8 protein-coding genes are annotated in these 15,045 nt (G+C 67.7%); 1 reads left to right on the top strand and 7 read right to left on the bottom strand.

The window, feature by feature from the left end; translation table 11 throughout:
* Positions 1–26: 26 nt before the first annotated feature.
* The 5 genes from AC5Y7V_RS05870 to AC5Y7V_RS05850 all read right to left on the bottom strand — a co-directional run bounded on the left by AC5Y7V_RS05870 (position 27) and on the right by AC5Y7V_RS05850 (position 13,055).
* Positions 27–2,366 carry a winged helix-turn-helix domain-containing protein gene (locus AC5Y7V_RS05870; protein ID WP_499879109.1) on the bottom strand — a complete coding sequence of 780 codons (2,340 nt, stop codon included), beginning with the start codon at positions 2,364–2,366 and terminating at the stop codon, positions 27–29.
* A 123-nt stretch (positions 2,367–2,489) separates the two neighbouring features.
* Positions 2,490–6,440: a DNA-directed RNA polymerase subunit beta' gene (locus tag AC5Y7V_RS05865; RefSeq protein ID WP_499879108.1), complete on the bottom strand. Its 3,951-nt coding sequence runs from the start codon at positions 6,438–6,440 to the stop codon at positions 2,490–2,492.
* Between the two features lie 35 nt (positions 6,441–6,475).
* Positions 6,476–9,997, bottom strand: coding sequence for a DNA-directed RNA polymerase subunit beta (rpoB, locus tag AC5Y7V_RS05860; protein WP_499879107.1), 3,522 nt, complete (start codon positions 9,995–9,997; stop codon positions 6,476–6,478).
* 383 nt (positions 9,998–10,380) lie between these two features.
* Positions 10,381–11,394, bottom strand: coding sequence for an ABC transporter ATP-binding protein (locus AC5Y7V_RS05855; protein WP_067012860.1), 1,014 nt, complete (start codon positions 11,392–11,394; stop codon positions 10,381–10,383).
* A gap of 158 nt (positions 11,395–11,552) precedes the next feature.
* Positions 11,553–13,055, bottom strand: coding sequence for a carotenoid oxygenase family protein (locus tag AC5Y7V_RS05850; protein WP_499879106.1), 1,503 nt, complete (start codon positions 13,053–13,055; stop codon positions 11,553–11,555).
* 71 nt (positions 13,056–13,126) lie between these two features.
* Here AC5Y7V_RS05850 and AC5Y7V_RS05845 point away from each other — a divergent pair, with 71 nt between their 5' ends.
* Positions 13,127–13,813 carry a TetR/AcrR family transcriptional regulator gene (locus AC5Y7V_RS05845; RefSeq protein WP_499879105.1) on the top strand — a complete coding sequence of 229 codons (687 nt, stop codon included), beginning with the start codon at positions 13,127–13,129 and terminating at the stop codon, positions 13,811–13,813.
* A 50-nt stretch (positions 13,814–13,863) separates the two neighbouring features.
* On the opposite strand, the gene rplL is transcribed toward AC5Y7V_RS05845, so the two are convergent.
* Both rplL and rplJ read right to left on the bottom strand, forming a co-directional pair.
* Entirely contained in the window at positions 13,864–14,256 is a 393-nt protein-coding gene (gene rplL / locus AC5Y7V_RS05840; RefSeq protein ID WP_067012853.1) for a 50S ribosomal protein L7/L12, read from the bottom strand.
* 41 nt (positions 14,257–14,297) lie between these two features.
* Positions 14,298–14,921, bottom strand: a complete 624-nt coding sequence (gene rplJ, locus AC5Y7V_RS05835; RefSeq protein ID WP_499879104.1) for a 50S ribosomal protein L10 — start codon at positions 14,919–14,921, stop codon at positions 14,298–14,300.
* Positions 14,922–15,045: the final 124 nt, after the last annotated feature.

The raw sequence follows: 15,045 nt of genomic DNA, 5'->3' as shown, positions 1-15,045 counted from the left end.
ACCGCGACCAAGAGCTCGGGGCCCTGCTAACCGAGCCGAGCGTCGACGAGCAGCTGCGGCAGCCCGTGTTCGGCGCACAGGTCGCGGACCGCCGCGACGTGGTTTCGCGCCTCCTCCGCCAGCCCGGCCACGTTGAGGGTTTCAGCCAGCAGCAGGCGGGCCTGAAGGTTCGCCAGCGGCCGAGCGGTCGGGGCAATGCCGCCGAGCAGCGCGCCGGCGCGCCGGCACGCCTGGTCGCGGTCGTCGGCGGCGCGGCTTCGCGAGAGCAGGCGGATGCCGGACGCCTCGTCCAGCTCGGCGGTGATGGTGGCGATGCCGTTGCCGCCGTGAAAGACGCGATGCATGGACCGCAGCCGCGCGGCCTCCGGCGGGGCGATCGGCAGCTGCAACCTGACCCGCTCGTGGTTGACGACGGCCGCCAGCCGCGGCAACCCCAACTTCTCGGCCACCGCCATGCCGGCGTCGAGGCGACCGCCCGCCGCATCTCGATCTCCCTGCGCCGCTTTGATTTTCGCGCTGACGGCGTATTGCGCCGCCAGGTAGTCGACCGCGCCGGCTTCGGGACCGAGCCGATAGCTCTCCTCTAGAAGATCCGCCGCCTCGGCGAATTCGCCCATTTCGTAGAGCAATTCGCCGAGCAGCGCGCCGGCGTGCCGCGCCGCCTGCGACTCCCGCCCCACCGCGGCGCCGATTTCGAAAGCCTTCCGGAAGCTGCGCAGCGCGCGGGGGATGTCGAGCTGATGTCTGGCGGCAATGCCGGCCCAGCAGCTGTGGTACCCGGCGGCGGCCCCCTCGTCGTAGGGCGCCGCCCACTCCAGGGCCCGATGGGCCGCCTCGTAGTCGAAGCGGTAGATCCCGGCGAACGCCGCGATGGTCGCCGTCGCCTGGGGCAGCACCGGGCGCAGGGTCTTTGGCCGCGATATCACCTCGGCCACCAGACGGGCCATGCCTTCGATCCGGTCGGAGTTCAGTTGCGCCACCGCTCGCCACACCTTGGCCTCCAGCGCCAGATCCGCCCGCGCCGCCGCGGGCAGGCCCGAGGCGGGTATGGCGGCGATGGCGCGGTCGAGTGCGGCCTCGACGGCCGCGGGCCGCTGCAGCAGAATGTTGGCCGCCGCCATGGAAAGGTGCAGCCGTGGCCGCGTGTTCACCAGCTCCGCGGGTAGCTTCTCGATGATGCCGAGCAAGGTCGCCATGCGCGATTGGTTGACCGATCCGATCGTCCGGTCCCGCTCGACGAGATCGACCGCCCTGGTGGCCTGCCCGGCGGCGAGCGCGTGGTCGACCGCATAACCGAGATAGCCGTGCTCGGCGAACCAGTCCGATGCGATGCGGTGCAGGTGTTTGAGGCGATCGGGGTTGTCGCACTCGAGCCGGCGCCGCAGAAAACCGGCGAACATCTCGTGATAGCGAAACCACCGCGGGTCGTCGTCGAGGCGCCGCAGGAACAGGCCGCGTCGCTCGACGTCGTCGAGTACGTCCTGCCCGCCGCCGACCCCCGCCAACACCGATGCCAGCTCCCCGCAGGTTCGTTCGGTGATCGACGTCGCGCAGAGGAACTCGAGCAATTCGGGCTCCAGGGTGTCGAGGACATTTCGCGCGAGGAATTCACCGGCCGCGTCGCTGCCCATCGGCATTCGACGCAGCAGGCCGGCGGCCCCGTCCCCCGGGTCATCGCCGCGCAGCGAGAGCATCGCCAGCTGCAGGGCGGCGACCCGCCCGTGCGTCGCGGCGGTCAGGGCCGCCACGTCGGTGTCCGCCAACCGCAGCCCCGCACCGTCGTTCAACAGCGCTTGCGCCTCATCGGCATCGAAACACAGCTTCTCGGAATCGATTTCGACCAGTTCGTCGCGAAGTCGCAACTCGGCCAACGGCAACCGTGGGAGCGACCAGCTGTTCACGATGACTTGCAGGTGAACGGAACCCTGGTCGATCAGGAAACGCAGCGCATCGGCCGTCTGGCCATCGGATACCCGCTGCCAATCGTCCACCACGAGCGTGACCGGGCAACCGTTCCGATCGATCTCGTCGATCAGCGACGTCAGCACGGGGCGCACCGCCTCCTCCCCGCGCTCGTCAAGGGTCCGCCCCAACGACGCTCCTATGGCGGGATGGGCGCGCCGGATCACCTTGAGCACGTGCGAAAGAAACCACACCACGTTGTTGTCGTTGTCATCGACCGTCAACCAGGCCACCGCCACACCGGAGCCGGCCAGTTCTGCCCGCCATTGTTCCACCAGCGTGGTCTTGCCGAACCCCGAGGGCGCATGGATCAGGATCAGCCGTCGGCGCCCGGCCGCGCGCAGCACGGCCATCAAGTTGTCGCGAGTGACCAACGACCGCACCGGTGAATGCAAGTCGCCCATGGATTCTCACCGTCCTCGACGACCGCAACGGGGATGCGCTCAATCGACCTGCCACGATACCGCGAACGAAAAAGCCCCGGACCTCTTTGGGCCCGGGGCTTTCTCGTCTCGAACTAGGTCGAACTAGCGGTAGTCGCTGTACCCGTAGTCGTCCAGCGGAACCGCGGCTCCGGTGGCCTGGCCGAAGTCCGGGCTGTAGTAGTGATCCTCGTAGGACGGGATCGTGTACGCCGCGGCGCGGGCCTCCTCGGTGGGCTGCACCTGGATATTGCGGTAGCGGTTGATGCCGGTACCGGCCGGGATCAGCTTTCCGATGATCACGTTCTCCTTCAGACCGTTGAGCTTGTCGCTGCGGCAGTTGATCGCCGCATCGGTCAGCACTCGCGTGGTCTCCTGGAACGACGCCGCCGACAGCCACGAGTCGGTGGCGAGGCTCGCCTTCGTGATACCCATCAGCACGGGGCGCCCGGCGGCGGGCTCGCCGCCCTCGGCCACCACGCGGCGGTTCTCCGCCTCGAACTCCGCACGGTCGATCAGCGAGCCGGGCAGGAACTCCGTCGAGCCCGAGTCGATGATGGTGACGCGGCGCAGCATCTGGCGGACGATCACCTCGATGTGCTTGTCGTGGATCGACACACCCTGTGCGCGGTAGACCTCCTGGACCTCGCGGACCAGGTGGATCTGCACCTCGCGGGGGCCCTGCACGCGCAGCACCTCGTGCGGGTCGGCCGAGCCTTCCATCAGCTGCTGGCCCACCTCGACGTGGTCGCCGTCGGACAGCACTCCCTCGGAGCCGTCGTCGTGCTTGTACACGCGCAGCCGCTGCCGCTTGGAGAGCTTGTCGTAGACGACTTCCTCGCCGCCGTCGTCCGGAACGATGGTGATCTTGTAGAACCGCTCACCGTCCTCGAGGCGGACCCGCCCGGTGACGTCGGCGATCGGCGCCTTGCCGCGCGGGACGCGGGCCTCGAACAGCTCCTGAACACGGGGCAGACCGCCGGTGATGTCCTCACCGACACCACCCTGGTGGAAGGTCCGCATCGTCAGCTGGGTGCCGGGCTCACCGATGGACTGGGCCGCGACGATGCCGACGGCCTCGCCGATGTCGACCAGCTTGCCGGTGGCCATCGAGCGCCCGTAGCAGGTCGCGCACACGCCGGTGCCGGTGGTGCAGGTCAGCACCGAACGCACCTTGACCGACGTGATGCCCGCCGCCAGCAGGGCGTCGATCTCCGGGTCACCCAGGTCCTCGCCGCGCGCGACGACGACGTTGCCCTTCTCGTCGACCGCGTCGGTGCCCAAAGTCCGTGCGTACGCCGAGGTTTCGATGTACGGGTCGCGGATCAGCGTGCCGTCGGGCTGACGCTCGGCCAGCTCGACGACGATGCCGCGCTCGGTCTCGCAGTCGTGCTCGCGGACGATGACGTCCTGGCTCACGTCCACCAGACGACGGGTCAGGTAGCCGGAGTCGGCGGTACGCAACGCGGTGTCCGCCAATCCCTTTCGAGCGCCGTGGGTGTTGATGAAGTACTCCAGCACCGTCAGGCCCTCGCGGAACGACGACTTGACCGGACGCGGGATGAACTCACCCTTCGGGTTGGTCACCAGGCCCTTCATGCCGGCCAGCGTCCGGGTCTGGGTGAAGTTACCCGTGGCACCCGAGTCGACGATCGTGATGATCGGGTTGTCGGCCGGGTAGTGCTCGCGCAGCGCCTGACCGACCTCGTCGGTGGCTTCCTTCCAGATCTCCACCAGCGCCTCGTTGCGCTCGTCGTGGTTCAAAGCGCCACGCTGGAACTGCTTTTCGACCTTGTCGGCGCGCTCCTCGTACTGGTCGAGGATCTCCTTCTTGCGCGGCGGAACCAGCACGTCGGCCATCGAGACCGTGACACCGCTGCGGGTCGCCCAGTAGAAACCGGCGTCCTTGAGCTTGTCGACCGTCTGCGCCACCACGATCATCGGGTAGCGCTCGGCCAGGTCGTTGATGATCGAGGCCTGCACCTTCTTGTGCATCTGCTTGTTCACGAACGGGTAGGCCACCGGCAGCAGCTCGTTGAACAGCACCCGGCCCAGCGTGGTCTCGGCCATCCAGGCGTCGCCCGGCCGCCAGCCGTTGGCGCCGAAGCGCTCGGCCTCGATCTCGGCGGGCGGACGCAGCTGGGTCAGCCGCACCTTGATCTTGGCCCGCACCGAGAGCACCCCGCGGTCCGACGCCATGATCGCCTCGGCCGGCGAGGAGTACACCCCGACCTCCGGTTGGTCCTTGGCGGCCGGCCGGTATTCGCCGGTGTCCCCGTCGACCTCGGTGGTCAGGAAGTACAGCCCGGTCACCATGTCCAGTCGGGGCATGGCCAACGGGCGGCCGGACGCCGGCGACAGGATGTTGTTGGAGGACAGCATCAGGACGCGGGCCTCGGCCTGCGCCTCGGCGGACAGCGGCAGGTGCACCGCCATCTGGTCACCGTCGAAGTCGGCGTTGAACGCCTCACACACCAACGGGTGCAGCTGAATCGCCTTGCCCTCCACCAGCATCGGCTCGAAGGCCTGGATGCCCAGCCGGTGCAGGGTGGGCGCGCGGTTCAGCAGCACCGGGTGCTCGGCGATGACCTCTTCGAGCACGTCCCACACCTGGGGACGCTGCCGCTCGACCATCCGCTTGGCGCTCTTGATGTTCTGCGCGTGGTTGAGGTCGACGAGCCGCTTCATCACGAACGGCTTGAACAGCTCCAGCGCCATCAGCTTGGGCAGGCCGCACTGGTGCAGCTTGAGCTGCGGGCCGACCACGATGACCGAACGGCCCGAGTAGTCGACGCGCTTGCCGAGCAGGTTCTGGCGGAACCGGCCCTGCTTGCCCTTGAGCAGATCGGACAGCGACTTCAGCGGGCGGTTGCCCGGCCCGGTGACCGGGCGGCCGCGGCGGCCGTTGTCGAACAGCGCGTCCACCGACTCCTGCAGCATCCGCTTCTCGTTGTTGACGATGATCTCGGGCGCGCCGAGGTCGATCAGCCTCTTGAGCCGGTTGTTGCGGTTGATCACGCGGCGGTACAGGTCGTTGAGGTCGCTGGTCGCGAACCGGCCACCGTCGAGCTGGACCATCGGGCGCAGTTCCGGCGGGATGACCGGCACGGCGTCGAGCACCATGCCCATCGGCGAGTTGCCCGACTGCTGGAACGCCGCGACCACCTTGAGCCGCTTGAGCGCGCGAAGCTTCTTCTGCCCCTTGCCGTTTCGGATGACGTCCCGCAGGTTGTCGGCCTCGGCGTCGATGTCGAAGTTCTCGATCAGCTTCTGGATCGACTCCGCGCCCATGGCACCGGTGAAGTACTCGCCGTAGCGGTCTACGAGCTCGCGGTAGAGGTTCTCGTCGACGATCAGCTGCTTGGGGGCCAGCTTGGTGAAGGTGCTCCAGATGTCCTCCAGCCGGTCCAGCTCACGCTGGGCACGGTCGCGGATCTGGCGCATCTCCCGCTCGCCGCCGTCACGAACCTTGCGCCGGGCGTCGGCCTTGGCGCCCTCGGCCTCCAGCTCGGCCAGGTCGGCCTCGAGCTTCTGCGCGCGGGCCTCCAGCTCGGCGTCGCGCTGGTCCTCAACTCCCTTGCGCTCCACCATCATTTCGGCCTCGAGCGTCGAGAGCTCGTTGTGCCGCATCTCGTCGTCGACGGACGTGATCACGTACGCGGCGAAGTAGATGATCTTCTCGAGGTCCTTCGGCGCCAGGTCGAGCAGGTAGCCCAGGCGCGAGGGCACACCCTTGAAGTACCAGATGTGCGTGACGGGCGCCGCCAGCTCGATGTGGCCCATCCGCTCGCGGCGCACCTTGGCGCGGGTCACCTCGACGCCGCAGCGCTCACAGATGATGCCCTTGAAGCGAACGCGCTTGTACTTGCCGCAGTAGCACTCCCAGTCCCGAGTCGGTCCGAAGATCTTCTCGCAGAACAGGCCGTCCTTCTCCGGCTTCAGCGTGCGGTAGTTGATCGTCTCCGGCTTCTTGACCTCGCCGTAAGACCATTGCCGGATGTCCTCCGCGGTGGCCAGGCCGATACGGAGTTCATCGAAGAAGTTGACGTCGAGCACGTAACTCCCTTTCCCCTTGCGGGTTTAGTAACTAATTAAGCCAAGTCCTCAACAGAGGCGGATTCGTTGCGGGACAAGTTGATTCCCAGGTTGGCGGCGGCCCGTTCCAGGTCCTCGTCCTCGCCCTCGCGCAGCTCGATGGCCGCGCCGTCGGACGACAGCACCTCGACGTTGAGGCACAGCGACTGCAGCTCCTTGAGCAGCACCTTGAACGACTCGGGGATGCCCGGCTCGGGAATGTTCTCGCCCTTGACGATCGCCTCGTACACCTTGACCCGGCCGACGGTGTCGTCGGACTTGATGGTCAACAGCTCCTGCAGCGTGTACGCGGCGCCGTAGGCCTGCATGGCCCAGCACTCCATCTCGCCGAACCGCTGACCACCGAACTGCGCCTTACCGCCCAGCGGCTGCTGGGTGATCATCGAGTACGGGCCGGTGGAGCGGGCGTGGATCTTGTCGTCCACCAGGTGGTGCAGCTTCATGATGTACATGAAGCCGACGGTCACCGGGTACGGGAACGGCTCGCCGCTGCGGCCGTCGAACAGCACCGCCTTGCCGTCAGCGTTGACCAGCACCTCGCCGTCGCGGTTGGGCAGCGTGGCCGACAGCAGTCCCTGCAGCTCGGCCTCCTGCGCACCGTCGAACACCGGCGTGGACACGATGGCGTTCGGCTCGGCGTGCAGCAGGTCCTCGGGCAGGTTGGCGGCCCAGTCGGGCACGCCCTTGCCGGTGTCGACCTTCCAGCCGCTGTGCGCGCACCAGCCGAGGTGCGTTTCCAGGATCTGGCCGATGTTCATCCGTCGCGGCACACCGTGGGTGTTCAGGATGATGTCCACCGGGGTGCCGTCCGGCAGGAACGGCATGTCCTCGACGGGCAGGATCTTGCCGATCACGCCCTTGTTGCCGTGCCGGCCGGCGAGCTTGTCGCCGTCGGAGATCTTGCGCTTCTGGGCCACGTACACGCGGACCAGCTCGTTGACCCCGGCCGGCAGCTCGTCGTCGTCCTCGCGGGAGAACACCCGGATGCCGATGACCTTGCCGGACTCGCCGTGCGGCACCTTCAGCGAGGTGTCGCGGACCTCGCGGGCCTTCTCGCCGAAGATCGCCCGCAGCAACCGCTCCTCCGGGGTCAGCTCGGTCTCACCCTTCGGGGTGACCTTGCCGACCAGGATGTCGCCGTCGCGAACCTCGGCCCCGATCCGCACGATGCCGCGCTCGTCCAGGTCGGCGAGGACCTCGTCGGAGACATTGGGGATGTCCCGGGTGATCTCCTCGGCGCCCAGCTTGGTGTCGCGGGCATCGATCTCGTGCTCCTCGATGTGGATCGAGGTCAGCACGTCCTCTTCGACCAGGCGGTTGGAGAGGATGATCGCGTCCTCGTAGTTGTGGCCCTCCCACGGCATGATCGCGACCAGCAGGTTCTTGCCGAGGGCCATCTCACCGTTCTCGGTGCAGGGGCCGTCGGCGATCACCTGGCCGGCCTCGACGCGGTCGCCCGCGTCGACGATCGGCGACTGGTTGGCGCAGGTGCCGTGGTTGGAACGGGCGAACTTGCGCATCCGGTAGGTGTGCCGGGTGCCGTCGTCGGCCATCACGGTGATGTAGTCCGCGGAGACCTCCTCGATCACCCCGGGCTTGTCCGCGACGACGACGTCGCCGGCGTCGATCGCGGCGCGCAACTCCATGCCGGTGCCCACCAGCGGCGCCTCGCTGCGCACCAGCGGAACCGCCTGGCGCTGCATGTTGGCGCCCATCAGGGCGCGGTTGGCGTCGTCGTGCTCGAGGAACGGGATCATGGCGGTGGCCACCGACACCATCTGGCGCGGCGACACGTCCATGTAGTCGACCTCGGACGAGGGCACGTACTCGACCTCGCCCGCCTTGCGGCGAACCAGGACGCGCGGCTCGACGAACCGGCCGCTGGGATCGATCGGCGAGTTGGCCTGCGCCACCACGTGGCGGTCCTCCTCGTCGGCGGTCAGGTACACGATCTCGTCGGTGACCACACCGTCGACCACCTTGCGGTACGGCGTCTCGATGAACCCGAACGGGTTGACCCGCGCGTACACCGAAAGCGAGCCGATCAGACCGATGTTCGGGCCCTCCGGCGTCTCGATCGGGCACATCCGGCCGTAGTGCGACGGGTGCACGTCACGGACCTCCAGGCCGGCGCGCTCACGGGACAGACCGCCCGGGCCCAGCGCCGACAGGCGGCGCTTGTGGGTGAGGCCCGACAGCGGGTTGTTCTGGTCCATGAACTGCGACAGCTGGCTGGTGCCGAAGAACTCCTTGATCGCGGCGACCACCGGGCGGATGTTGATCAGCGTCTGCGGCGTGATGGCCTCGACGTCCTGAGTGGTCATCCGCTCCCGGACGACGCGCTCCATCCTGGACATGCCGACCCGGATCTGGTTCTGGATCAGCTCGCCGACCGTGCGCAGCCGCCGGTTGCCGAAGTGGTCGATGTCGTCAGTCTCCACCGGCACCTCGACGCCGCCGGGGACGGTCATCACCGACTGCCCCTCGTGCAGGCGCACCAGGTACTCGATGGTGGCGACGACGTCCTCTTCGGTCAGCGTGGTCGTCGTGATCGGGTGCTCGGTGTTCAGGCCGAGCTTCTTGTTGACCTTGTAGCGGCCCACCCGGGCCAGGTCGTAGCGCTTCTCCTTGAAGAACAGGTTCTCCAGCAGGGTCTGCGCGGACTCCTTGGTCGGCGGCTCGCCCGGGCGCAGCTTGCGGTAGATGTCCAGCAGCGCCTCGTCGGTGCCGGCGGTGTTGTCCTTCTCCAGCGTCGACATCATGATCTCGGAGAAGCCGAACCGCTCGGTGATGCGCTCGGCGGTCCAGCCCAGCGCCTTGAGCAGCACCGTGACGGGCTGCCGGCGCTTGCGGTCGATGCGGACGCCGACGGTGTCGCGCTTGTCGACGTCGAACTCGAGCCAGGCGCCGCGGCTGGGGATCACCTTGACGCTGTGCAGCGTCTTCTCGGTGGACTTGTCGATCGTCTCGTCGAAGTAGACGCCCGGAGAGCGCACCAGCTGGCTGACGACGACGCGCTCGGTCCCGTTGATGATGAAGGTGCCCTTCTCGGTCATCATCGGGAAGTCGCCCATGAACACCGTCTGGCTCTTGATCTCACCGGTGTTGTTGTTGATGAACTCGGCCGTGACGAACAGCGGGGCCGCGTAGGTCATGTCCTTGTCTTTGCACTCGTCGACCGGCGCCTTGACCTCGTCAAAGCGGGGATCGGAGAAAGACAGCGACATCGAGCCCGAGAAGTCCTCGATCGGCGACAGCTCGTAGAGCACCTCCTCGAGGCCACCCACCGGGTTGGCCCCTCCCATGCCACCCGCGCGGGCCATTGCGCCCTCGCGCCAGCGCGGCGACCCGATGAGCCACTCAAACGAGTCGGTCTGCACGTCGAGAAGCCCCGGAACCTCAAGCGGTTCGCGGAGCTTGGCGAAGGAAACTCGGTTGGGTGCTCCGGGCACGGAGCCGTTGGTGGAACTTGAGTTTTTGGAACTCTGGCGACTCTTGCTCTGGCGGGAATCTGCCAAGATGCGTCCTTCCAGCACCTCGTGCGACTCACGGTTTCCGGGGGCACCGGCTGCGTTCGCCGCAACAATTTTGTCGGTTCGGCCGGCGAACGATCTACCCAGATCTCACGCGCACAACTAAATAGCTAAGCCGCGGGGAGGGGCTCAGGCTAAGACCACGGTGTCAGGTGGCGGGTGAGGTGGGCAGGAAGTAGCCAGCGCAACGTCCAACAATAGCGCAGGACCGCGCATTCCTCAACTACCCACGACAATCAGCCCAGGGACATCGACGCTGGCTCGCAATCTCGACTTCCCGTGGGTACATGCTGCCCAACAGACTGACCCGTTTAGGCCCGGTCGTCAAGAGGGCGGGGCGGCAAGTTGCACCGTGTTATTCCAAATTTTTACGACCCGCCGAACTCGTTGGCCTTGAACCGGTGGGTGCCTTCGAGGTCGTCGAGGATCGCCGCCTGGGCGTTCTTGGGCAGGGTGTGCAGGATCTCGCGGACCCGGGCCTGGCGCCGCGCGACGGCCTTGCGCTCGGGCATGCCCGGCGTCGCGACGATCTGCGGGGGCACTCCCTCGATCTCCTCGACGCCGCCGGCGTGGTGACCGGCGTCGAGCAGGGCCTGCTCCTCGGCCATGGTGGCCTCGTCCTTCTCCTCGGACATGCCGATCGGCCCGATGCGCCGGCCGTTGAGGAACTGCCGCACGACGGGCTCGTCGCTGGTCAGCAGCACTTCGCGCGGGCCGAACATGACCAGCTTGCGCCGGAACAGCATGCCCATGTTGTCCGGCACGGTCCGGGCGATGTTGATGTTGTGCGTCACGATCAGGACGGTGGCGTCGATCTGGGCGTTGATGTCGAGGATCAACTGGCTCAGATACGCGGTACGAACCGGGTCCAGACCGGAGTCGGGCTCGTCGCACAGGATGATCTGCGGGTCCATCACCAGCGCCCGGGCCAGGCTGGCGCGCTTGCGCATACCACCGGAGATCTCACCGGGGAACTTCTTCTCGTCGCCGCCGAGGCCCACCAGGGTCAGCTTCTCCATGACGATGTCACGGATCTCGCTTTCCTTCTTCTTGGTGTGCTCGCGCAGCGGGAACGCCGCGTTGTCGAACAGGTTCATCGAACCGAACAGCGCGCCGTCCTGGAACATGACGCCGAACAGCGTGCGGATCTCGTAGAGCTCCTTGGCCGAGCACTCGAGGATGTCGGTGCCGTCGATCATGATCGAGCCGCGCTCCGGGCGCAGCAGACCGATCAGCGACTTGAGGAACACCGATTTGCCGGTACCCGACGGCCCCAGCAGGACGCTGACCTCCCCGGCGGGGATATCCAACGTCACGTCTTCCCAAATTCTCGAGGGACCGAACGACTTCGTGAGTCCCCTCACCTCGATAGCGACGCCCATGGGGAATCCTTCCGTCGACGCTCGTGCCCGCCACCTGCCCTTTTGTGTGGCATCAGTCACTGTAGCGCACGTCAGGCACCCGGCATCAGGCTTGGATCGCACCGCCGGGAAAAATTGGCCGACCTGAGACGTGGCGCCTCGCCCCTATTCGACGCGAGTTAGCCGGAAGGCGCCCAGTTGCCGTGGAATCCCATCGGTACCCGCTGCGGCAAATGCACGGTAGCCACCGATTCGAGGGTCTGCGCATCCAGCAGCACCAGCTGTCCTTCGTCGCGGCCGCGGTGGTAGCCGTAGCCCATCAGGATGCCGTCGTCCTCGCCGGCCGCCGCCGGGTTGGGAACGAAAGACATCTCCCCGAGTAAAAGCTCGGGGTCGGCTGCGGCCACCGTCGCCGATCCCGTGGCGTAATCGTGCTTGTAGACCGGGGTCGCCATCTCCGCCAGACCGGCGGCGAGGAACCCGCCTTCGAGGCCGACGGCGTAGCCGAAGCGGTGCCGCTTGCCGAGGCGCGTCTCGTTGATCCGCGGGAATTCCTGCGAGCGCTCGTCGCGGCATTCGGTGGCCACGGCGCCGGTCGCCAGGTTGACGGTCCAGCGGTCCAGCCGGGGCGTGGTGTCGCCGGGGCCGCGCCGGTCGCGGTCGAACATCCGCGCGTAGCGCACCACGTCGAGCACCAAAACCTCTGCGCCGTCGCGCATTTCGGAGTAGGCGTTGAGCGGGTGATAGACGTAGCAGGGTTCGATGTCGAACCAGCGGATGTCCTTACTGGCGCCCTCGCGGGGCATGACCCCGATGCGCGCCGGGTAGCCGGGGTTCCACGCGTACGGCATCCGGTCGTCGTGTTTCGGGTTGCGGTTCATCATCGCGGCGATCGGGCCCGGCACCCGGACCCGCCCGACCAGCGACTGCAGCGCCAGCCGGGCCGGCAACCCCAGCCAGCGCGGAATGTTGGCGGGCAGCACCTGCACCGGGTCGAACGTCACCGGCAGGTCGTAGATCACCACGTATTTGTCGGTCAGCGAGAAGTCGTGCATCATCGGCGACCCGGTCACCTCGATGTCGACGGTGCGGCGGGCCCGCCCGCCGGCGTCGATCACCGAGTACTGCACCGTCCGCCCGCGGGCGAAAGAGTAAGACACGGCGTGCAATTCGCCGCTGTCGGGGTCGCGGTGCGGATGGGCGGTGTAGCCGCCCTCCAGGGTGCCGTCGAAGTCGCAGGTGCCGACGGTGTCGAGGTCGTCGGTCAGCTCGTAGTTGGCGGCCCCGCCCTCGACCAGCGCCAGGGTGCGCCCGGCGTGGGTCAGCACGTTGGTGTTGGCGCCGAAGGACAGCATGCCGGCCCGCGGGTTCAGTCGGGCCGGCGCCGGCTCGCCCAGCGTGGCGCACACCGAGAGGCTGCGCACCCAGCGGTTGCGGTACCACTGGGCCTGGCCGTCGCGCAGCGCGACCCCGTGCACCATGCCGTCGCCGCTGAACCAGTGATAGGTGGCCGGGTCCACCTCTTCGGCCGGGTTGGGCCCGTTGCGCAGGTAGCGCCCGTCGAGGTGCTCGGGGATGTGCCCGGTGACCTCCAGGTCGCTCGCGGTGACTTCGGCGCCCACCGGCGCCAAAAAGCCCTCGAGATACGGGTTCGTGGATCGGGTGGCTTGCGTGGATGTCACTGCTAAGCTCCTATAACATTGATATTTCAGTGTTATAGGAACGGTACGCCCGTGGTGAGAAGATGACAAGGATGACTTCGCAGACCGAGCCCAGCGTTCGCAGTGTTCGCGACGAGATGCTGCACGCCGCCGTGGGCCTGCTCGACGAGCAGGGGCCCGACGCTCTGCAGACCCGAAAGGTGGCCGGCGCGGCCGGGACGTCGACGATGGCGGTCTACACCCATTTCGGCGGGATGCGGGGCCTGATCGCCCAGGTCGCCGAGGAGGGCCTGCGGCAGTTCGACGCCGCGCTGACGGTGCCGGAGACCGACGACCCGGTCGCCGACCTGTTCGCCGTCGGCGCCGCCTACCGGCGCTACGCCATCGAGCGTCCGCACCTGTATCGGCTGATGTTCGGCAGCACCAGCGCGCACGGCATCAACGCGCCCGCGGGCAACGTCCTGATGCTGACGGCCGCCGAGATCGAGCGGGACATCCCCAGCTTCGCGCACGCGGTGCGCGCGGTGCAGCGGTCGATGCGCGCCGGCCGGATCACGGTGGGTTCCGCGGCCGACGACGCGGCGGTGGTGGCCACGGCGGCCCAGTTCTGGGCGTTCATGCACGGGTTCGTGATGCTCGAACTGGCCGGCTTCTACGGGGACGACGGCGCGGCCGTCGCGCCGGTGCTGGGCTCGCTGACGTCGAATTTCCTTGTCGCTCTGGGAGATTCACCCGAGCGCGTGCGAGAGTCGCAGCGGGCGGCCTTCGGCGTCCACTGAGCGCACGAAACCCCCGGAAGGGGCGCTTCCGGGGGTTTCGTGAAGTAGTGCTACTTGACGGTGACGGTGGCGCCGGCGGCCTCGAGCTTGGCCTTGGCGTCGTCGGCGGCCTCCTTGGCCACCTTCTCCAGCAGCGGCTTGGGCGCGCCGTCGACGAGGTCCTTGGCCTCCTTGAGGCCCAGGCCGGAGACGATCTCGCGGACCACCTTGATCACGCCGATCTTCTTGTCGCCCGCGGCCTCGAGGATGACGTCGAACTCCGACTGCTCCTCGGCGGCCTCGGCGGGCGCGCCACCGGCGGCCGGGCCGGCGGCGGCGACGGCGACCGGGGCGGCCGCGGTGACCTCGAAGGTCTCCTCGAACTTCTTGACGAAGTCCGAGAGCTCCAGCAGGGTCATTTCCTTGAACGCGTCGAGCAGGTCGTCGGCAGTCATCTTTGCCATGGTGTGGGTCCTTCCTTAGTTATCTACGTTGCGGTCGGTTGTTATTCGGCTTCGGCCGGGGCTTCGGCAGTTTCCGCGGTCTCGGCGGGCGCTTCGGCGGCGGGCGCTTCTGCGGCCGGGGCCTCGGCGGCCGGGGCCGGTGCGGCGGCCTCGGCGGGCTTCTTCTCCTGCAGCGCGGCCAGCAGCCGGGCCATCTGGGAGGTGGGGGCGGCGAACAGCCCGACCGCCTTGGCCAGGTTGCCCTTCATCGCGCCGGCCAGCTTGGCCAGCAGCACCTCGCGGGACTCCAGGTCCGCGATGCGCTCGACTTCGGAGACGCTCAGCGGGTGGCCATCCATGTAGCCGCCCTTGATGACCAGCGCCTTGTTCTCCTTAGCGAAGGTCTTGATCGCCTTGGCGGCGTCGACCGGCTCGCCGCTGACGAACGCGATGGCCGTCGGCCCGGCGAACAGCTCGTCGAGACCCTCGATGCCGGCGTCCGCGGCCGCCCGCTTGATCAGCGTGTTCTTGGCCACCGTGTAGGTGGCCGATCCCGCCAGCGAGCGGCGCAGCTCGGCCAGGTTGGCCACCGTCAAACCGCGGTACTCGGTGATCAGGGTGGCCGTCGAGTCCTTGAACTGCTCCGCGATGTCTGCAACGGCGGTGGCCTTGTCAGCCCGGGCCATGCATGCCTCCTGAGGTCAAAGTTGTCGGGAACCACGTGGAACGCCTCAAAACGAAGTACGCCCCGGCGCGGGAAGCGGCCGGGGCGTAGAAATTCGCCGGCGTGCGCCGGCGTTCTGCCTCGTC

The sequence above is a fragment of the Mycobacterium sp. NGS34 genome (assembly GCF_059812845.1).
The sequence above is the reverse complement of the archived record's forward strand: the minus strand, read 5'-3'. Positions and strand labels throughout refer to the sequence as shown.

Bases quoted from the DNA above. Each gene is read 5' to 3' on its own strand.
- AC5Y7V_RS05870 (WP_499879109.1), bottom strand. From the start codon at position 2,366: ATGGGCGACTTGCATTCACCGGTGCGGTCGTTGGTCACTCGCGACAAC.
- AC5Y7V_RS05855 (WP_067012860.1), bottom strand. From the start codon at position 11,394: ATGGGCGTCGCTATCGAGGTGAGGGGACTCACGAAGTCGTTCGGTCCC.
- AC5Y7V_RS05845 (WP_499879105.1), top strand. From the start codon at position 13,127: ATGACTTCGCAGACCGAGCCCAGCGTTCGCAGTGTTCGCGACGAGATG.
- rplL (WP_067012853.1), bottom strand. From the start codon at position 14,256: ATGGCAAAGATGACTGCCGACGACCTGCTCGACGCGTTCAAGGAAATG.
- rplJ (WP_499879104.1), bottom strand. From the start codon at position 14,921: ATGGCCCGGGCTGACAAGGCCACCGCCGTTGCAGACATCGCGGAGCAG.